Source organism: Mycolicibacterium sediminis (assembly GCF_010731735.1).
GTDB classification, from domain to species: Bacteria; Actinomycetota; Actinomycetes; order Mycobacteriales; family Mycobacteriaceae; genus Mycobacterium; species Mycobacterium sediminis.
Genome location: NZ_AP022588.1, coordinates 6,154,811 through 6,173,183 on the forward strand (window position 1 = coordinate 6,154,811; position 18,373 = coordinate 6,173,183).

At 69.7% G+C, this 18,373-nt stretch carries 20 protein-coding genes and 1 tRNA gene; 9 read left to right on the forward strand and 12 right to left on the reverse strand.

Going from position 1 to position 18,373, the window contains the following annotated elements:
* Positions 1–2: 2 nt before the first annotated feature.
* Both G6N64_RS29330 and G6N64_RS29335 read right to left on the reverse strand, forming a co-directional pair.
* Positions 3–1,100, reverse strand: coding sequence for a glutamate--cysteine ligase 2 (locus G6N64_RS29330; protein ID WP_163801255.1), 1,098 nt, complete (start codon positions 1,098–1,100; stop codon positions 3–5).
* Between the two features lie 184 nt (positions 1,101–1,284).
* Positions 1,285–1,461, reverse strand: a complete 177-nt coding sequence (locus G6N64_RS29335) for a CsbD family protein (RefSeq protein ID WP_163801256.1) — start codon at positions 1,459–1,461, stop codon at positions 1,285–1,287.
* A gap of 76 nt (positions 1,462–1,537) precedes the next feature.
* On the opposite strand from G6N64_RS29335, the gene G6N64_RS29340 reads away from it, so the two are divergent.
* The 3 genes from G6N64_RS29340 (at position 1,538) to G6N64_RS29350 (ending at position 3,871) form a co-directional block, all read left to right on the forward strand.
* Positions 1,538–1,613: transfer RNA gene (locus G6N64_RS29340), tRNA-Arg, on the forward strand.
* 67 nt (positions 1,614–1,680) lie between these two features.
* Positions 1,681–2,979 carry a H(+)/Cl(-) exchange transporter ClcA gene (locus G6N64_RS29345; protein ID WP_163801257.1) on the forward strand — a complete coding sequence of 433 codons (1,299 nt, stop codon included), beginning with the start codon at positions 1,681–1,683 and terminating at the stop codon, positions 2,977–2,979.
* 19 nt (positions 2,980–2,998) lie between these two features.
* Positions 2,999–3,871 carry a universal stress protein gene (locus G6N64_RS29350; RefSeq protein WP_163801258.1) on the forward strand — a complete coding sequence of 291 codons (873 nt, stop codon included), beginning with the start codon at positions 2,999–3,001 and terminating at the stop codon, positions 3,869–3,871.
* Positions 3,872–3,948: 77 nt separating this feature from the next.
* Here the strand turns inward: G6N64_RS29350 and G6N64_RS29355 are convergent, their stop codons facing one another.
* Entirely contained in the window at positions 3,949–4,320 is a 372-nt protein-coding gene (locus tag G6N64_RS29355; RefSeq protein WP_163801259.1) for a hypothetical protein, read from the reverse strand.
* Positions 4,321–4,453: 133 nt separating this feature from the next.
* Here G6N64_RS29355 and G6N64_RS29360 point away from each other — a divergent pair, with 133 nt between their 5' ends.
* On the forward strand, positions 4,454–5,200 hold the full coding sequence (locus G6N64_RS29360; RefSeq protein ID WP_246231356.1) for an adenylate/guanylate cyclase domain-containing protein: 747 nt from the start codon (positions 4,454–4,456) through the stop codon (positions 5,198–5,200).
* 6 nt (positions 5,201–5,206) lie between these two features.
* On the opposite strand, the gene G6N64_RS29365 is transcribed toward G6N64_RS29360, so the two are convergent.
* A complete protein-coding gene (locus G6N64_RS29365; protein WP_163801261.1) occupies positions 5,207–5,890 on the reverse strand; it encodes a GAF and ANTAR domain-containing protein in 684 nt (227 codons plus the stop codon).
* A gap of 158 nt (positions 5,891–6,048) precedes the next feature.
* Between G6N64_RS29365 and G6N64_RS29370 the strand changes: the two genes are divergently transcribed.
* From G6N64_RS29370 to G6N64_RS29385, 4 genes are all read left to right on the forward strand, one after another.
* Positions 6,049–7,272, forward strand: a complete 1,224-nt coding sequence (locus G6N64_RS29370) for an acetyl-CoA acetyltransferase (RefSeq protein WP_163801262.1) — start codon at positions 6,049–6,051, stop codon at positions 7,270–7,272.
* Entirely contained in the window at positions 7,269–8,801 is a 1,533-nt protein-coding gene (locus tag G6N64_RS29375) for a carotenoid oxygenase family protein (RefSeq protein WP_163801263.1), read from the forward strand. The genes G6N64_RS29370 and G6N64_RS29375 overlap by 4 nt, the downstream gene beginning before the upstream one ends.
* A gap of 53 nt (positions 8,802–8,854) precedes the next feature.
* On the forward strand, positions 8,855–9,712 hold the full coding sequence (locus G6N64_RS29380; protein WP_163802203.1) for a winged helix-turn-helix transcriptional regulator: 858 nt from the start codon (positions 8,855–8,857) through the stop codon (positions 9,710–9,712).
* Positions 9,713–9,806: 94 nt separating this feature from the next.
* Positions 9,807–10,259: an Hsp20/alpha crystallin family protein gene (locus G6N64_RS29385; RefSeq protein ID WP_163801264.1), complete on the forward strand. Its 453-nt coding sequence runs from the start codon at positions 9,807–9,809 to the stop codon at positions 10,257–10,259.
* A gap of 34 nt (positions 10,260–10,293) precedes the next feature.
* Here G6N64_RS29385 and G6N64_RS29390 read toward each other — a convergent pair whose 3' ends face one another.
* Both G6N64_RS29390 and G6N64_RS29395 read right to left on the reverse strand, forming a co-directional pair.
* Positions 10,294–10,878: a GNAT family N-acetyltransferase gene (locus G6N64_RS29390; protein ID WP_163802204.1), complete on the reverse strand. Its 585-nt coding sequence runs from the start codon at positions 10,876–10,878 to the stop codon at positions 10,294–10,296.
* Complete coding sequence (locus G6N64_RS29395) at positions 10,875–11,306, reverse strand: hypothetical protein (RefSeq protein ID WP_163801265.1); 432 nt, start codon at positions 11,304–11,306, stop codon at positions 10,875–10,877. Before G6N64_RS29395 ends, G6N64_RS29390 begins: the two co-directional genes overlap by 4 nt.
* A gap of 48 nt (positions 11,307–11,354) precedes the next feature.
* Between G6N64_RS29395 and G6N64_RS29400 the strand changes: the two genes are divergently transcribed.
* A complete protein-coding gene (locus G6N64_RS29400; protein WP_163801266.1) occupies positions 11,355–11,801 on the forward strand; it encodes a cupin domain-containing protein in 447 nt (148 codons plus the stop codon).
* Here the strand turns inward: G6N64_RS29400 and G6N64_RS29405 are convergent.
* From G6N64_RS29405 to G6N64_RS29430, 6 genes are read right to left on the reverse strand one after another with little or no spacing between them, the layout of a single operon-like run.
* Positions 11,791–12,510, reverse strand: coding sequence for a 3-keto-5-aminohexanoate cleavage protein (locus tag G6N64_RS29405; RefSeq protein ID WP_163801267.1), 720 nt, complete (start codon positions 12,508–12,510; stop codon positions 11,791–11,793). The genes G6N64_RS29400 and G6N64_RS29405 overlap by 11 nt on opposite strands.
* On the reverse strand, positions 12,510–12,950 hold the full coding sequence (locus G6N64_RS29410) for a type II toxin-antitoxin system Rv0910 family toxin (RefSeq protein WP_163801268.1): 441 nt from the start codon (positions 12,948–12,950) through the stop codon (positions 12,510–12,512). The genes G6N64_RS29405 and G6N64_RS29410 overlap by 1 nt, the downstream gene beginning before the upstream one ends.
* 18 nt (positions 12,951–12,968) lie before the next feature.
* The gene (locus G6N64_RS29415) at positions 12,969–13,229 is read right to left on the reverse strand and encodes an antitoxin (RefSeq protein WP_163801269.1); all 261 of its coding nucleotides are present in this window, start codon (positions 13,227–13,229) and stop codon (positions 12,969–12,971) included.
* 22 nt (positions 13,230–13,251) lie between these two features.
* A complete protein-coding gene (locus tag G6N64_RS29420; protein WP_163801270.1) occupies positions 13,252–15,636 on the reverse strand; it encodes a cation-translocating P-type ATPase in 2,385 nt (794 codons plus the stop codon).
* Positions 15,629–17,248, reverse strand: coding sequence for a serine hydrolase (locus G6N64_RS29425; RefSeq protein WP_246230853.1), 1,620 nt, complete (start codon positions 17,246–17,248; stop codon positions 15,629–15,631). Before G6N64_RS29425 ends, G6N64_RS29420 begins: the two co-directional genes overlap by 8 nt.
* 17 nt (positions 17,249–17,265) lie before the next feature.
* A complete protein-coding gene (locus tag G6N64_RS29430; protein WP_163802206.1) occupies positions 17,266–18,372 on the reverse strand; it encodes an MBL fold metallo-hydrolase in 1,107 nt (368 codons plus the stop codon).
* Between the last annotated feature and the right edge of the window lies 1 nt (position 18,373).

Consider the following 18,373-nt stretch of genomic DNA (forward strand, 5'->3'; position numbering starts at 1 on the left):
GTTCACAGCCCTTCGAGGGTCGACTCCGCCACCGCCGCGACGACGTCGGCCGGGTCGTGACGTCGTGCGTACGCCCGCCGCTGCCGGGTCGCGCCGTTGCCGGTGCTCATTAGGTCCTCGAGTTCGCGTCTGACGACGTCGGCGTCACCGGTGGCCTCGAGTGCCGGGCCGACGAGGTCGATCAGTCGGTTCACCAGCGTGGCGGCCGGGACGGTCGCACCGGTCCCGACGAGGTCGACCGCATCACCGTCGAGGCCCTCGCGAGCCGACTTCCAGTACGCCGCGCGTAGGACGTGTGCCGACGGCGGCGTGATCGGTGCACCGCGCTCACGGTCGGCCAGGACCGTCACGACGGCCGCCCGGACCACGGCGGCGAACAGAGCGGTCTGCCCCACGGTGGCGGGGACGTCGGCGACCCGCACCTCGACCGTCGGGAAGTTCGCCGACGGCCGGACGTCCCAGTACACCTGACCGCCGTCGAGCATGGCGCCCACGCCGAGCATCATCCGGACGCCCGCGTCGTAGTCGTCGACGGACTCGAAGTGCGGCGGCGGTCCCGCACTCGGCCACCGGCCCCACAGCACGCTGCGCCAACTGGCATGCCCGCTGTCCGCGCCGCGGTAGATCGCCGAGTTGGCCGTCATCGCCAGCAGGGTGGGCAGCCACGGCCGCAGCCGGTTGCCGACGTCGACCGCGGCCTCGCGCGACGGGACCTCGACGTGGACGTGGCAGCCGCAGATGCCCTGCTCGCTGGCGATCATGCCGAAGCGCTCGGCGATCCGGTGGTAGCGCTCGTCGTCCGTGATCGGGAACTCGTGCGGGACGGTCGGCGGCAGACCCACGGCGAGCAGTCGGGCGCCTGCCGCCTCGGCCGATTCGGCCGCCACGCGCCGCAGCCGGCGCAACTCCTCGGCCGCCTGGGCCGCCGTCGAGATCACCGGCGTCGCCGTCTCGACCTGGCAGCTCGTCAGCTCCAGCTGCAGGTCGACGCCACGCTCGGCCGCCAACTCGGCGGTTCGGCCATTCAACGCGACGGGCGCACCTGACTCGGGGTCTACGAGCAGGAACTCCTCCTCGACGCCCATCGTCGGATGGCTCATCGTGCTCCTATAAAAATTGATCCGGCCCGTCGGATGGTCACAACGGGCCGGATCATCGGGAGATGGCTCCGTGCCGGGACGTCGTCGCACCGGCTTGACACACTGATGCCCCGTTCGGCGCGGCCCAAACCAACTATTTCTCTGCGGTTCAGGGCTGCGCGGTTCGAGGGTGACGCGAGTTGCGTTAGCGGCCCTTGAAGGCATCCTTCAGACGCTCGCCGGACATCTTCACGCGGGCCTTGGCCTCGTCGACCCTGCCCTCGTTGCGCAGTCGGCTGTCGCCGGTGGCGCGTCCGATCTTCTGCTTGGCCTGACCGGCCAGCCGTTCAGCGGTGTTGCGGGCCTTCTTCGCAGTGCTCATGCTCTTGGGATTGCCCACCGTGACGCGGGCGGAAACGCGCAGCGCCCTCCGGTGACGGTAAGCTTCCAGCCGGTCCGCCCCCGTAGCTCAGGGGATAGAGCACGGCTCTCCTAAAGCCGGTGTCGCATGTTCGAATCATGCCGGGGGCACCACGTCGGTTCGCACCGCTGCTCTCCGGTCGGTGCGAACTCGACCTCGCCACACTCGCTCGGAGCCAAGATGCCTGAAAGTCGGGACGACGAAACAGGACTCGTCTGGGTCTGCGTCTGTGCGATGGCGGCCGGGGTGGTCATCGGGATCGTCGGCGGCGCGTTTCGCTGGTGCCTCCGATGGGCCGAGACACTCCGCGTGGACCTATCGGAATGGGCGCACCGACTCGCTGGACCGGGGTGGCTTGTACCGATCGTGGTCGTCGGCTCGTGTGCCGCCCTTGCTGCCGGGGTCGTGCGATGGGTTCCGCTGGCGGCGGGCAGCGGCATCCAGCACGTCGAGGCCGTGTACCGCGGCGACGCCTCGCCACCGATGCTGCGCCTGCTGCCGGCCAAGTTCGTCGGTGGGGTGCTGGGCATCGGCTCGGGGTTGGTCCTCGGACGTGAGGGGCCGACGGTGCACATGGGTGCGGCGGTCGGGGCAGCCGTCGCGCGCCTCGCCCGGCTCCCCCTCGACACCGTGCGGATGTTGCAGACCGCCGTCGGCGGTGCCGGCTTGGCCGTTGCGTTCAACGCCCCCATCGGAGGCGCTCTGTTCACCCTCGAAGAGGTGACCAAGTCCTTTCGTCTGCGCACGGTGCTGGCCACCGGTTTCGCGGCCGCCACCGCAGTCGGATGCTCGCGGCCGATCGTCGGGGACCAGCCGGACTTCCGGGTACCCGAGGTGGCCTCCCCGGGCGTGGGATGGCTGCCACTGTTCGTCGTCTTCGGCCTGGCCACCGGATGCCTTGGCGTCCTGTACAACCGCGTCGTGCTCGCGCTGGTCGACCACGTCAAGCTGGTGCCCCGAGTCTCCGCGACGGTCAAGGCAGCCGTGATCGGCGCGGTGATCGGGTTGGTGGCGTTCATCCAACCCCTCGGGGTGGGCGGCGGTGATGCGGTGACGCAGTCGATCCTGAACGGCGACTCGCTGATCCTGCCCTCGGTGCTCGGGCTGCTGGCATTGCGGTTCGTGGCAGGTCCGCTGTCCTACGCCGCAGCGGTACCGGGTGGACTGTTTGCACCGCTGCTGGCCCTCGGCGCGCTGTGGGGAGTGTTGTTCGTCGGAGTCGCGGGGGCGATCTCGTCGATCGACGCCGCAGCTCTGGCGGTCCCGATCGCCATCGTCGGCATGACGGCGTTGTTCGGGGCGACGGTCCGCGCACCGCTGACGGGGATCGTCCTCGTCGTCGAGATGACGGCCACGACGTCGGTCGTGGTGCCGATGATCGCTGCCACCGCCGCCGCGGTACTGGCCGCAGAACTGCTCAGGTCACCGCCGATCTACGACAGCCTCCGTGAGCGGATGCCCCTCGAGCCCCCTCGATGAGCGGCGATAGTGTGCAGAAATGAATAGGGATGCCGACGCCGCACAGCAGGTCGTGGTGGGGATCGACGGCTCCGATACGGCCTTGGCAGCCGCGCGGTGGGCCGGCGAGTACGCGGCGAGTACCTCGTCGGCACTGGTGCTGCTGCACGCAGTGGCAGGACTGAACTGGCACTTTCTCACCGAAGCTGCGGCGCCTCAGCCGACCGAGGGCACCGACGACGCCGTTCTCGGTCCAGTCGAGGCAGCCGTGCGAGCGGCTCATCCGGACCTCGACGTGCGCAGCGTGACGGTCCGGGAGTCCGTCGGCGGCGCACTCCGCGATGCGTCCCAACGGGCCCGGCTGCTGGTGGTGGGAAGCGGCACCGACGAGGACATCCTGGGCAGCCACGTCGTGCGGATCACCCACCGTGCGGAATGCCCCGTGCTGGTCTGGCGGACCGCGGTGGCACGTCGCACCGGCAAACCGCTGCCCGTCGTCGTCGGCATCGACGAATCCGAGGATTCGCGACGCGCACTGACCGCCGCGTTCGAGACGGCGCGAGCGCTGCACGCTCCGCTCCAGGTGGTGCACATGTGGGAACTCGCGCCCGCGGTCGGCCTGGGCTATAGCCAGGGGCTGATGGACTGGCAGCTGCTGGATCTACTACAGACCCAGCAGCGTCGACGCATGGACGAACTCGTCGCGCCGCTGGCCAAGGAGTACGGGACCACCCACGTGACCGAGGTCTTTCAGGACATCAGCCCGGCGAAGGGTCTGCGTGACCTCTCCAGAGAGGCACAACTGATCGTCGTGGGCAGTCACGGCAGCGGCCGCATCGCGACGTCGACTCTGGGCTCGGTGAGCCAGAACGTGCTGTCTCGTGCCGAGTGCCCGGTCTTGGTCGTGCGCTAGCCAGGACAGACCGTCGCGAACGTCGACTTCTCGTCGCCCGAAAGCACTCTCGACGACGGAAACTCGACGTTCGCCGCTCAGGGCAGCGGCGGGCCGTCCGGGGCGGGCGGCAGCTTCATCAACTCGTCGAGCGCCACGTCGCTCTCCTCCGGCGGCGCGGGCCGGGTGGGCATGTAGATGACGGGCCGGTAGTCGGGCGCCGGATCGGTCACCGCCGCGACGCAGCCGATCCCGTAGTTCGTCGGGGTGGGGACGCCCGCGTGCTCGACGCAGCAGGACGTGGCGACCGCGTCGTAGTTCTGGTCGGGCGGCGGCATCGTGGTCGCGGTGCACGTCGAGTAGCCGTAGTCGTCGAACGCCGACGCCGGCGCGATGCCCAGTTGACCGATGACGCAGACCGCGCCGATGGCCGCCACCAGCAGGGCGGGAGTCTTACCGATCGGTGTCATGTGCGTCTTCCTGGCCGTCACGTGCCGAGAGTGCGGGAGCGCCCACCATAATCAGCGGGTGCCGACGCCGTCCACCCTCGAGTACATCCTCTATGCGGTCATCGCGCTGGAGTTCGCCGGACTCGTCACGTTCATGGTCCTGTTCATCGTCAACCGCAAGCAGTTGACCGGCGCCCGTCACGAACTCGCGCGGATCAAGCAGGAGCAGGGCGCCCGTCGTCGCCGCCGCGGCGTCGCCCCCATGGCGATCAAGACCGTGTTCCACACCGCCGACATGCTCATCACGAAGGGCCTCGGCGCCACGGTGCGGAACTCGATCGAGGACCTCGCCGGCTGGGCGCAGGTCGAGCGCCCCGACCTCGCCAGGCTGACCGCCGACGGTCGCGTGGTCATCGTCTTCTCCGACATCGAGGGCTCGACGCAGGCCAACGAGGCGATGGGCGACCGCGCCTGGGTGCGACTGCTGGACCGGCACAACAAGCTCGTCACCTCGCGGGTGAACGCGCACGGCGGTCACGTCGTGAAGAACCAGGGCGACGGCTTCATGATGGCGTTCGCCGACCCGGAGAACGCCGTGCGCTGCAGCGCCGACCTGCAGCACGCGCTCGACGAGAACCCGCAGAAGTGGGAGGCGATCCGCGTCCGCATCGGCATCCACATGGGCACGTCGGTACGGCGAGGAGCCGACCTGTTCGGCCTCGACGTCGCCACCGCCGCGCGGGTGGCGAACCAGGCCGAGGGTGGCGAGATCCTGGTCAGCGAACCCGTCCGGGAGGCCATCTCGGGTCTCGACGACGTCAGGCTGGGGACGCCGCGCGAGGTCGAACTGAAGGGACTGCGCGGGACGCACACCCTGTACCCGGTGCTCGCCGACGCCTGACCGGGGTCACTTCCCCCGGGTGTCGATGACCTGTCCCGCCACGTCGACGAGCTTGACGTTGCTGTCCTGCGACAGCTGTCGCAGCATCGCGAAGGCCTGCACGTCGTCGACATTGAAGCGTTCCATGATGATGCCCTTGGCCTGACCGATCCGGTCACGGGTCGACAGCGCCGACTGCAGTTGGTCGCCCTCGCGGCTGGCCATGATGGCGGCGGCCGCGTGCGCCGCGAGCACCATCCCGATGGTCTCGGCCTCGACGTCCCAGTCGTTGGCCTCGAAGCCGAAGAGGTTGAGCGCGCCGGCGGTCCGGTCGGCGGTGTACAGCTTGAAGGACAACCCGCTGAGGACGCCCAGTTCGACGACCTTCGGCGAGTAGTTCGGCCACTCGGTCTCCTTGCGGAAGTCGTTCGTCCGCACGACCGTCTCCGCCAGGGCCGCCTGGACGCAGGGCCCCTCGAGGCACGCCATCTGCAGCTTGTCGATCTCGAACATCAGCGGCGAGGTGGGGGCGAGCGTCTCGAAGCTCTCGCCCTTGCCGACGAGCAGCACCCCGGCGATGTCCACCCCGGGGATCAGGTCCCGGGCCGCCTCGGTGACCTCGGCGAGCACCGCGGTCACGGTCCGGGGTGCGGCAATGTTGCGTGCCAGGTCCGCCATCCGCACGGCGAGGTCGTGGTTGTCGGTCGTCATGACCTCGAATCTCCCCCTCGTGGCTCGGCGCGGGCAATCGGCCAAGTATTCGCGTTGCCGACGATCGGTCGCAAGTTTCGCACCTTCGTCCCATCATGCCCGTCCGGGCCGACGAATCACCCGATGTCACTCTGTTAGTCGTAGTAGCGTGCGAGGGCATGAGCGGCGTGTGGATCCTGGGCGGCCATCAGAGCGACTTCGCGCGCAACCTCACCCGCGAGAACCGCGACTTCTCGGACCTGACCGCCGACGTCGTCGAGGCGACGCTGCTGGCGGCCGGGATGGACGCCACCGAGGTCGGCGTCATCCACGTCGGCAACGCGTTCGGCGAGATGTTCGCCGCCCAGGGGCACCTCGGTGCCATGCCCGCCACCGTGGTCGACGGGCTCTGGGACACCCCTGCCACCCGCCACGAGGCGGCCTGCGCATCGGGCAGCGTCGCCGTCCTGGCCGCGATGGCCGACCTGCGGTCGGGTGCCTACGACTCGGCGCTGGTGATTGGCGTCGAACTGGAGAAGACGGTGCCCGGCGACACCGCCGCCGCGCACCTCGGCGCGGCGGCGTGGGCCGGCCACGAGGGCGCCGACGCGACGTTCATGTGGCCGTACATGTTCAGCCGGGTCATCGACGAGTACGACCGGCGCTACGGCATCGACGGTCAGCACCTGCGCGCGATCGCCGCCACCAACTTCGCCAACGCGCGGGCCAATCCCAACGCGCAGACCCGCGACTGGTCGATCCCCGCCACGATCGCCGACGACGACGTGACCAACCCCGTCGTCGACGGCCGGATCCGCCGGCTGGACTGCAGCCAGATGACCGACGGCGGCACCGGCGTCGTGCTGGTGTCCGACCGCTATCTGGCCGACCACCCCACCGCGCGGCCGATCGGGCGCATCGCCGGGTGGGGCCATCGCACGGTCGGCCTCGGGATGCAGCAGAAACTCGACCGGTCACGGGAGGGCGAGTACGTGATGCCGCACGTCCGGCGCGCCGTGCACGAGGCCTTCGACCGCGCTCGGATCACCCTCGACGACCTCGACGGCATCGAGGTGCACGACTGCTTCACGCCCAGCGAGTACATGGCCATCGACCACATCGGCCTCACGGGGCCGGGCGAGTCGTGGAAGGCCATCGAGAACGGCGAGATCGAGATCGGCGGTCGGCTGCCGATCAACCCGAGCGGCGGTCTGATCGGCGGCGGCCACCCCGTTGGCGCCACGGGCGTCCGGATGCTGCTCGACGCCGCCAAGCAGGTCAGCGGCACCGCGGGCGACTACCAGGTCGACGGCGCCCGGACCTTCGGCACCCTCAACTTCGGCGGCAGCACCGCCACCACCGTCAGCTTCGTCGTCGCGCAGGCTCAGGAGGCCCGAAAGTGACCACCGCTCAAACCAACCCGGAGATCGTCGCGCGGTTCCTCTCCACCCTTCCCGAGGACGACGACCATCCCTACCGCACCGGACCGTGGCGGCCACAGACCACCGAGTGGGACGACGACGACCTGCGGGTGGTCGCGGGGGAACTCCCCACCGACCTCGACGGCGTGTACCTGCGCAACACCGAGAACCCGCTGCACCCCGCACTGAAGCACTATCACCCGTTCGACGGCGACGGCATGATGCACGTCGTCGGCTTCCGCGACGGGAAGGCCTTCTACCGCAACCGCTTCGTCCGCACCGACGGCTTCGCCGAGGAACTCGACGCGGGCGGACCGCTGTGGCCGGGCATCGCCGAGCCGATCGAACTGGCCCGGCGCGACTACGGCTGGGGCGCACGCACCCTGATGAAGGACGCGTCGTCCACCGACGTCGTCGTGCACCGCGGCGTGGCGCTGTCGAGCCACTACCAGTGCGGTGAGCTGTACCGGCTGGACCCCTACTCGGCGGAGACGCTCGGAAAGTCGGAGTGGCACGGCGACTTTCCCCGCAACTGGGGGGTGTCGGCCCACCCGAAGGTCGACGACACCACCGGCGAGATGCTGTTCTTCAACTACAGCAAGGAGGCGCCGTACATGCACTACGGCGTCGTCGACTCCGACGATCGGCTCGCCCACTACGTCGACGTGCCACTGCCCGGCCCGCGCCTGCCCCACGACATGGCGTTCACCGAGAACTACGCCATCCTCAACGACCTGCCGCTGTTCTGGGCGCCCGAGTACCTCGAACACGGCGTGCACCTGCCGCGTTTCCACCGCGACGTGCCGTCCCGGTTCGCCGTGATCCCGCGCCGTGGCCGCACCGAGGACGTCAGGTGGTTCGAGGCCGATCCCACCTACGTCCTGCACTTCACCAACGCCTACGAGGACGGCGACGAGATCGTCCTCGACGGCTTCTTCCAGGGCGACCCCGAGCCCGCGGACAACGGCATGGGCGACAAGTGGCAGCGAGCCTTCCGCTTCCTCGCCCTGGACCGCATGCAGGCCCGGCTGCACCGGTGGCGCCTCGACCTCCGCACGGGCGCGGTGCGGGAGGAGGACCTGTCAGACTCCATCTCCGAGTTCGGGATGATCAACCCCGGGCACGCCGGCCGCGACTACCGGTTCGCGTACGCCGCCACCGGCAAGCCGGCCTGGTTCCTGTTCGACGGCCTGGTGAAGCACGACCTGCACACCGGTACCGAGGAGCGGTACGCCTTCGGCGACGGCGTGTACGGCAGCGAGACGGCCATGGCTCCGCGTGTCGGCAGCACCGCCGAGGACGACGGGTACCTGGTCACCATCACCACCGACGTCAACGCCGACGCGTCCTACTGCCTGGTGTTCGACGCCGCCCGGGTCGGCGACGGGCCGATCTGCACGCTGGCCCTGCCCGAACGGGTCTCCAGCGGAACGCATTCGACGTGGGCGCCGGGATCCGAACTGCGCCGGTGGCAGCAGACCGACGGCGCCGCCGAGGCGATCGGACTGTAGTGCACCCGGAGCACACGCCGCTCGAGCCGGGCGGCGTGAACGCGGTGGGCCGCATGCTGGGCATCCTCGGCGACGAGTGGACCCTGCTGCTGGCGCAGCAGGCACTCCTGGGTGCCACCCGGTACGGCGAATTCGCCGAGCGGCTGCCGATCTCGCACGCGGTGCTCACCTCGCGGCTGCGGGCCATGACCGACGGCGGGCTGCTGGCACTGCGCGTCTATCAGGACCGGCCGCGCCGCGCCGAGTACCTGCCGACGCCTCGCGGTCGCGCACTGTGGCCCGTGCTCACCTCGATCTGGGCGTGGGAACGGCGGTGGGTACCCCACCACGCCGAACGGCTGCCCGCCATGCGCCACACCGGATGTGGGGCCGTGTTCACGCCGCTTCTGGTGTGCCGGGCGTGCGAGGCACCGACGTCCGAGAAGGACCTGACGGTGGCGTGGGGCCCGAGCGGATCCTGGCCGCGTTCGATGCCGGAGCAGGTCACCCGCCGTCGGTCCGCGTCGGGTGCGGCTGCGCCGGGGGCCGGCCTGTTCCCCGAGACCATGACCATCCTCGGCAACAGGTGGGCGTTCGCCCTGCTGGTGGCGGCGTTCGTCGGCACCACCCGGTTCGGGGACTTCGGCGAGCAGCTGGGCGCGCCACCCGGAACCCTCGCCGACCGCCTGTCGACCCTGACTCTCGTTGGAGTGCTGAACAACTCGGGGGGACGGTACCGGCTGACCGAGAAGGGCCGGGCCGTGTTCGGCGTGATCGTCACGGCGCTGCAGTGGGCGCAGCGCTGGTACCTCGCCCCCGAGGGATCCGCCGTCGCGCTCCACCACACCGCCTGCGGCAGCCGCTTCGAGGGGATGCTGACATGCGATCAGTGCGCCCGCGATCTCGACGGAAAATCTCTGGAATTGGGCTAGCACTCTCCGTCATCGAGTGCTAATTTTGGTATCGCACAGTGATTTGTCGCCCGCCAGGGTGGTGGGCTCACAAGTGACGAGGAGGTGGATTGCTGTGCTTCGTTTCGACCCCTTCAGCAGCGTGAACAACGACGTCCGTGGACTGCTCGCCGGACAGACCGGAACGTCCCGCAGCCCGCGATTCATGCCGATGGACCTCTGCAAGCTCGAGGACCACTACGTCCTGACGGCTGATCTGCCCGGTGTCGATCCGGGTTCGGTCGATCTCGACGTGGACAACGGGACCCTCACCATTTCCGCCCATCGCACGCCCCGCTCCGAGGACTCCGTCCAGTGGCTGACCAACGAGCGGTTCTTCGGCACCTACCGCAGGCAGCTGTCCCTGGGCGAGGGCATCGACACCGCGGGAATCGCCGCGTCCTACGAGAACGGCGTACTCACCGTGACGATTCCGGTGGCCGAACGCGCGAAGGCACGCAAGATCGAGATCACCCACGGCGACAGCAGGCAGTCCATAGCGTCGCCCACCACGGTCGACGCGGGCTGAGCCGGCGACGGGTGGGTGGCGGCGCACCGCGCCGTCACCCGCCCAGTCGGAACCTCAGGTTGTTGCGCACCGCAGGCCACTCCACGTCCAAGATCGAGTAGACGACGGTGTCGCGCCGTGAGCCGTCCGGCAGCAACTGTTGGCTGCGCAGTATGCCGTCCAGCTTGGCACCGAGACGCTCGATGGCAGCCCGGCTGGTCGAGTTGAAGAAGTGCGTGCGGAATTCGACCGCGACGCAACCCAACTGGTCGAAGGCGTGACCCAGCATCATCAGCTTGCACTCGGTGTTCACCCCGGTCCGGCGTACGGCGGGCACGTACCAGGTGTAGCCGATCTCCAGTCGCCGGTTGGCCGGATCGACGTTGCAGAAGCTCGACGATCCGACCACTGCGCCGTCCGAGTCGCGCACGACCATCGTCAGACCCGTCTGCGGATGCTGCACCGCGAGCCGCCCGTCGATCCACTCCCGGGCGGTCTCGGGCGTCGGCGCGGTGGTGAACCAGAGTTCGCGGACGTGCGCCGACGCGGCCACGATCTCCGGCACGTGGGCTTCGGTCAGCGGCTCGAGCGTCACCCACTGCGGTCCGGTCAGCGTCACCGGCTCGACGAACCCGCTCATCGCCGTCCCGCCTGCGACCATGCGACCACCATGGTGAGTATCGACGTGACGATGGCCAATGCCGTCACCCCGCCGGCGACGTAGAAGCCCACCCCGGGAGCCACCGGCGTGGCCACGTAGAGCCGGTAGTACAGCCCCACCAGCACGGCGATCAGCACCGAAATCGTCAGTGCCGCAGCCGAAGCGATCCGCGCGGACAGTCCCCGCGCAGCCATCGCGGCGGCGACGATCAGCGCCGACGACAGCAGCACCACGAGCTGACCCACGCCGAACCCGTTCGGCGGAACCCCGATCTGCCCGTAGCGGCCACCCACGGCGGTGGCCCGTCCCCCGCCGTCGGCGAGGGTCGTCAGCCAGGGCAGCCACGCGCTGACCAGAAGCACCGTCGCGCAGAGCACGACGAACCATCCCGGACGCAGTCGAGCCATGCGATGAGCGTATCGGGTCCGGCGGTCGTCGCGTCGTAGGCTGCACCCATGACCGAGCTACCCGGCTGGGCCCGCAGCCTGGACCTGTCGCCACACCCGGAGGGCGGATGGTTCCGCGAGACGTGGCGTAGCGACCTGCTCATCCCGCCGTCGTCCCTGCCGCCCGACTACACCGGACTCCGCAGTGCGGGTACCGCAATCCTGTTCCTGCTCTTGCCCGGTCAGCAATCCACGTGGCACACGGTGCGCAGCGCCGAGATGTGGCTGTTCCACCGGGGCAGCCCGCTCCTGCTCGAGGTAGGACAGGACCGCGAGGACGCGACCACCCTGCTGCTCGGCAGCGACGTCGATGCCGGGGAGCAGCCGCAGCTACTCGTCCCACCGGGACACTGGCAGCGGGCCACCCCGCGCGACGACGAGGCGACGCTGGTCAGCTGCGTCGTGGTGCCCGGTTTCGACTTCGCCGACTTCGCGCTGCACGCACCTACCGACTGAGCAGCTCCACCGCCGCGGCCACCAGTGCCGCGTTGTCCGGCGCGACCGAACCGTCGGGCAGGCGGAGCGTGTCCTCCATGCCGATGCGGGTCTGCGCACCGCACGCACCCGCGTGTTCCAGCAGCGGCCAACAACTCTCGTCGAGGCCGTGCAGCAGGACCGGTGCGGGCGACCCGGCGGCGCGGACCAGGGCGAGCATCTCGTTCGCCACCGCGACGTCGTCGTCGCCCTGCAACTCGATCATCACCCGCATCGCGTGATCGACCATCTCGGACTCGGCCCACGACGCGACGGCATCCGCGTGGAACAGGCCGATCTCGACGCCCAGGCCCTTGTCCCGCAGCACCTGCGCCAACTCCGCCGACCCCGGCTCGTGCCAGTTCACCGAGGCGAAGTCCGGCAGCACCGTCCACCCCTCGACCGCGTGGCGGCGGGCGTGGACGTCGGGCATCGCCCAGAAACCGGTCGTCACGCCCAGCGGCAGACCGGGCACGGCGGTGCGCACCGCCTCGACGGCGGCGGCCACGACGTCGGGTTCCAGTGAGTCCGTGCCGTCCGGCGTCTTCGGGTGCAGGTGCACGGCCTTGGCGCCGGCTTCGTGCGCTCGCAGCGCCGCCTCGGCGAGTTCATCGGGCGTGACGGGCAGGCCGGGATGCTGGTCCGGCGTGCGCGCGCCGTTGATGCACGCCTTCACGTAGGTCTCGGGCATCAGGCGAAGACGCTCTTGAAGTTCTCCAGCGACTGCTGGATGTCACTCTTCAGCGCCGCGGCGACCATCATCCCGATGGGCCCGAACAACGCCGGGCCGCCGAGGTGCACGTCGAACGTCACCGTCGAGCCGTCCGGATCCTTCTCCGCGGGCTTGATCTTGCCGATCAGCTTGACCTTGACGCCGCCCTTGCCGTTGCCGTTGAGCGTCATCGACTCCGGCGGCCTCCAGTTGACGATGGTCCAGTCGATCCGGTTGGGCATGCCCTTGACCTCCATGATGGAGGCGATCTCGGTGCCCTTGCCGAGCGTCTCGGGCAGCGTGCTGCGCCACACCCGGTGGATCGTCAACCACTCCTTGTAGCGCGACAGGTCGGACGCCGCCTCCCAGGCCGCCTGCGGCGGGAGCGGAACGTCGACCGATACGGAGAGCTTCGCCACGTGTCCTCCCGGCGTCGCCTACGAGACGGGCGGGGCCGTCGGCGGCTCGTTGGCCGGCGGGGTCTGCCGCGGTTGCTGCGAGGGCGGCACCTGACCGGGGCCCCGCGGACCCGCCTGGTCGCGGGCGGCCTTCTTCGCGGCCTCCTGCACCTTGTCGACCTGCGAGGCGTACTTGCCCTGCGTCTTCTTGTCGACGACGTCGCCGACCTTGTCGATCGCGGTGTCCACCTTGTCGGCGTTCTTTGACACCAAGTCCTTCACCTTGTCCAGGAATCCCATGTCCCCACCCTATCGCCGTGGGTCAGTCCGCCGTCCGCCACAGCCGACGGGGCTCCCCGAGCATCCGGCCCCGAACCCACCAGGTCGCCTCGATCAGCGCGGCCGCGATCGCGCCGACGACCAGCGCCGTCGTCGTGGTCCGGGCGTTGGACGGGTCCAGCAGGAACAGGTGCCGGGCGACGGGAAGGGAGAAGATCACCACGTACGCGAGCCCCGAGACCGTCACCAGCGCGACCCGCCACCACTCGTAGGGTCGCGCCACGACCGCGAGCACCCAGACGGCACCGACCAGCAGCGTGATCAGCGCCGCGGTCGAGGCCTGAGTCTGCTCGGCGTCGGTGGCCGCGCGCCCCTGATAGGCCAGCAGGTAGGAGACGAAGGTCGCCACGCCCACCACCAGACCGCTCGGCAGCGCCGACGTCATCACCCGGCGGACGAAGCCGGGGTGCGCCCGCTCGGCGTTCGGCGCCAGCGACAGGATGAACGCGGGGATGCCGATGGTGAACCACGCCGCGATCGTCACGTGGATCGGCTGGAACGGGAACGGCAGCGGGTCGGTGCCGAAGACCTTCGACGCGAGCCCGGCGAGACCGACCGCCACGGCCAGCAGCACCGAGTACACCGTCTTGGTGAGGAACAGGTTGGAGACGCGCTCGATGTTGCCGATCACGCGCCGTCCCTCGCCGACGACGTACGGCAGCGTGGCGAACCTGTTGTCCAGCAGCACGATCTGGGCCACCGCTCGCGACGCCGAGGAGCCCGACCCCATCGCGACGCCGATGTCGGCGTCCTTGAGTGCGAGAACGTCGTTGACGCCGTCGCCGGTCATCGCCACGGTGTGGCCGCGTGACTGCAGGGCGTGCACCATCGCGCGTTTCTGGTCGGGGCGCACCCGGCCGAAGGTGGTGTACTCCTCGAGCGTGTCGGCCAGCGCCTCGTGCTCGTCGGGCAGCCCGCGGGCATCCATGGTCTCGCCGTGCAGACCGAGCGTGCCCGCCACGGCACCCACGGACACGGCATTGTCACCGCTGATGACCTTGACCGTGACCTTCTGCGCGGCGAAGTACTCGAGGGTGTCGCGCGCGTCGGGCCGGACCCGCTGCTCGAGCACCACGAGCGCGACGGGGGTCACCACGCCCGGCGCGTCGGGAGCATCGACCGGGCGATCGGACGAGCCGAGCAGTAGTACGCGCAGCCCTTGCGCCCCAATGCGTTCGGCCTGCTCGGCCTCGTCGCTCCTCGGATCGAGGAGGACGTCCGGCGCGCCGATCACCCAGTTGCCGTGCTCGCCGTAGGAGGTGCCGCTCCACTTGGTGGCGGACTTGAACGGCGCCGCCGCGGTCGGGGTCCATCCCGGCGCGCTGCCGTACGCCTCGGCGATGGCCTGCATGCTGGCGTTGGGCCGGGCGTCGTCGGCGGCGAGCTGCGCCAGTACCGCCTCGAGGTCGTCACCGCTGAGCGCCTTGCACTCCGACAGCCGCATGCCGTTCTCGGTCAGGGTGCCGGTCTTGTCGGCACACACCACGTCGACGCGCGCCAGCCCCTCGATCGCCGGAAGCTCCTGCACCAGGCACTTGCGCCGCCCGAGCCGGACCACGCCGACGGCGAACGCGATCGAGGTCATCAGCACGAGGCCCTCGGGCACCATCGGCACCAGTGCACCGACCATGCGCAGCACCGATTCCCGCCAGCCGGCGTCGGTGGTGAACAGCTGCGTGTAGATGATCAGCAGACCCGCGGGGACGAGCAGGTAGGTGATGAACCGGAGGATCCTGTCGATGCCGCTGCGCAGTTCCGACTTCACCAGCGTGAACTTGCTGGCTTCCTCGGCGAGCTTGGCGGCGTAGGCCTCCCGACCGACCTTCGTCGCCCGGTAGGCGCCGCTGCCCGCCACCACGAAACTGCCCGACATGACGTGGTCGCCGACGACCTTGACCATCGGGTCGGCCTCGCCGGTGAGCAGCGACTCGTCCACCTCGAGGTTGGCGTCCTCGAGTACCTCCCCGTCGACGACGATCTGATCGCCCGGCCCGAGTTCGATGACGTCGTCGAGCACCACCTCGCTGGGTCGCCGCGGACCGGTCCCCGACTGCCTGCGCACCGTCGGCTTCGCCTGCCCGACGATCGCGAGTTCGTCGAGCGTCCGCTTGGCGCGCAGCTCCTGGATGATGCCGATGGCGCTGTTGGCGACGATCAGCAGGCCGAACAGGCCGTTGATCAAGGAACCGGTGGACAGGACGATCAGGAACAGCACGCCGAGGATGGCGTTGATCCGGGTGAAGACGTTGGCACGCCAGATCTCCGAGACACTTCGCGCCGCGCGCGCCGGGACGTCGTTGGTCTTGCCCTCGGTGACGCGCTGCGTCACCTCCTCCTCGGAGAGGCCGACGATGGTGCCGCTAGGCACGGGTGAAGACCCCGAGCCCGTCCTCGTCCCAGTACTCGAGGTTCAGCGTCTTGCCGTCGAACGTCGCCGTCGTCAGGCTGCCCGGATTGGAGTTCTCCGACACGAAACCGACCGAGAACACGTTGCCGTCCCAATGCTTGAGCGGCACGGTGAACTTCGGGCCCAGCGCAAGCCGAAGACCTCCCTCCACCTCGGTGATCCTGGCCGGCCCGTACACCGGGTTGGCGTAGTCACCGACATAGGTCGCCAGCGGAGCGGGTGGCGCCGGATTCGCGGGCGGCTGCTTGCCCACCAGCGATCCCTCCGGCTCCTCCATCCCCAAGAACGCGTCGTGGTACGGCTTCCACCAGTCCTCGCGAACCTCGCCGTACTGCACGAGGTCGGCGAACTCGGCGGTCAACGTCTCGGGAGCACCGGACGGCGTCGCGTTGGTCAGCACGACGATCGCGACGTCGGCTGCCGGCAGGAAGAGGACGTTGGTCGCCGCCCCGAGTTCGAAGGCGCCGGAGTGGCTGAACTGCTGCCGACCGGTCGACGTCGTGCTGACGTTGAACCCGTACCCGTAGAAGCCCGACCGCATCGCAGGCACGCTGCCGCGATCCGAGACGATCTGCGGCGTCACCGCGGGCAGCAGTGCGGCCGGATCGACGACCTGCGTGCCCTCGTAGGTCCCGTTGCCGAGCACCATGGTCATCCAGCGCGTCATGTCGTTGACCGAGCTGCTCGCCCCGCCCGCCGGTGACTGGGCCTGCGCGTCGCGCACGTAGTCGGGCGCGTACCGGTCGCCGAGGTGGATGTGTCCGAGGGCACGGTTCTGCCTGGTTGCATACGCGTCGAACCGCGAACTCGTCGACGCCATCCCGAGCGGCTGGTACAGCACCTCCTGGCTGAGGTCCTCCCAGGACTTGCCGGCCCCCGCCGCGACTGCCTCGGCGCCACTGGTGAAGCCGAAGTTGGTGTAGGCGTAAGAGGTACGGAACGGGGCGAGCGGAAAGTCGCGCAGCCTGTCCAGGACGTACTGCCGGTCGTAACCGACTTCCTCCATCAGGTCGCCCGCGTGGTCCGGCAGACCGGACCGGTGTGCGAGCATGTCGCCGACGGTGACCATCCTCGTCACGGCCGGATCGGCGAGGGCGAAGCGGGGCAGCTTCTCGACGATCGGGGTGTCCCAGCTGATCGCCTTCTGCCCCACCTGGTGTGCGACGACGGTCGCGGTCAACGCCTTGGAGACCGACGCCAACTGGAAGACGGTGTCGGGATCGACGCGGTTCTGCGCATCGTCCGGGGGCCTGCGATTGTCCTTGACACCGAATCCCTTGGCGTACACCGTCTTCCCACCGTGCACCACCGCTACCGCCATGCCCGGCAGACCGGACTTCTTCATCAGGTCGTCGGCGAGCCCGTCCAGCTTGCCGACGGCGTTCTCGACGGCGTTCTCCGGCAACGGCATCGCCGGAACCAGCGGCGGCGGGACCTCCGACAGCGAGGACGTCGGCGGCGGGGCGGACGTCGCGGACGTCTCGGCCTGCTGGGTCGACGAGCCGCAGCCCGCGACGAGCAGAAGGGCGGCCGAAGGCACGAGGAGGCGGCGGATCAAGATCGCGAGCTGCACAGGTGCACGCTATCCGCTCAGGCGCGCCACCACGTGTCCAATGGCGTGTCCGACACCTTCTCGACACGCTGGCCGGGGCGTGGGACCGCGATGGGCACGCCGTGGCCGCCCGCCGCGGTGATCAGCCGCTCGACCGGTTCGGACCAGGGGTGCGGGGCCAGCCTGAACGTCGCCCAGTGGATCGGCACGAGGAGCCCGTCGTCGGTCACGTCGCGGTGCGCCCGCACGGCCTCCTCGGGGTTCATGTGGATGTCCGGCCACCCGGGGTGGTACGCGCCGATCGGCATCAGCGTCAGGTCGAACGGTCCGTGCCGGGAGCCGATGTCGGCGAAGATCGTGCCGTAGCCGGTGTCGCCACCGAAGAACGCCCGGTGCCGGGGACCGATCACCGCCCACGACGACCACAGCGTCACGTCGCGGTTGACGAAGCGTCCGGAGAAGTGCCGCGCCGGCGTGCACACCAGGGTCAGCTCGCCGAGCCGGGCGCTCTCGTTCCAGTCGAGTTCGACGATCCGGTCGTCGGGGATGCGCCACGTCCTCAGGTGCGCGCCGATGCCGAGCGGGACGAAGAACGTCGACCGCTGGGTGTTGGCCAGCGCCTTGATGGTGTCGACGTCGAGGTGGTCGTAGTGGTCGTGGCTGATGATGACGGCGTCGATGGCGGGCAGCGCCTCCAGCGGCGCCGGGACGGGGTGCAGTCGATGCGGGCCGACCACCTGCGACGGTGAGCAGCGGTCACTCCACACCGGATCGGCCAGGATGCGGTAGCCGTCGACCTCGATGACGGCCGACGAGTGCCCGAACCAAGTGACGGCGAGGTCGGCGGCCGGGACGTCCGCGGCCGGGGTGACCAGCGGCACCGGCGCGGGCGGACGCTGGACGGCGCCGTTGGCGACGACGTCCCGCACCAGCAGGAACTGCTGTTCCCTGGTGAGGCTGGTCTCCGACGCCGGTTCGAGGTTGACGAACACGCCGTCGTGATAGTTCGGGGAGCGCTTCGCGACCGCGCCGATCTCGACCGGCGAGGCACCCAGCGCCGACGGCGCGCCCTGCAGTGCGCGCAGGGCCCAGCCCCCTCCGACGATCGCGGCGGTCCCGCCGATCAGCCGCACCGCTTCGCGCATC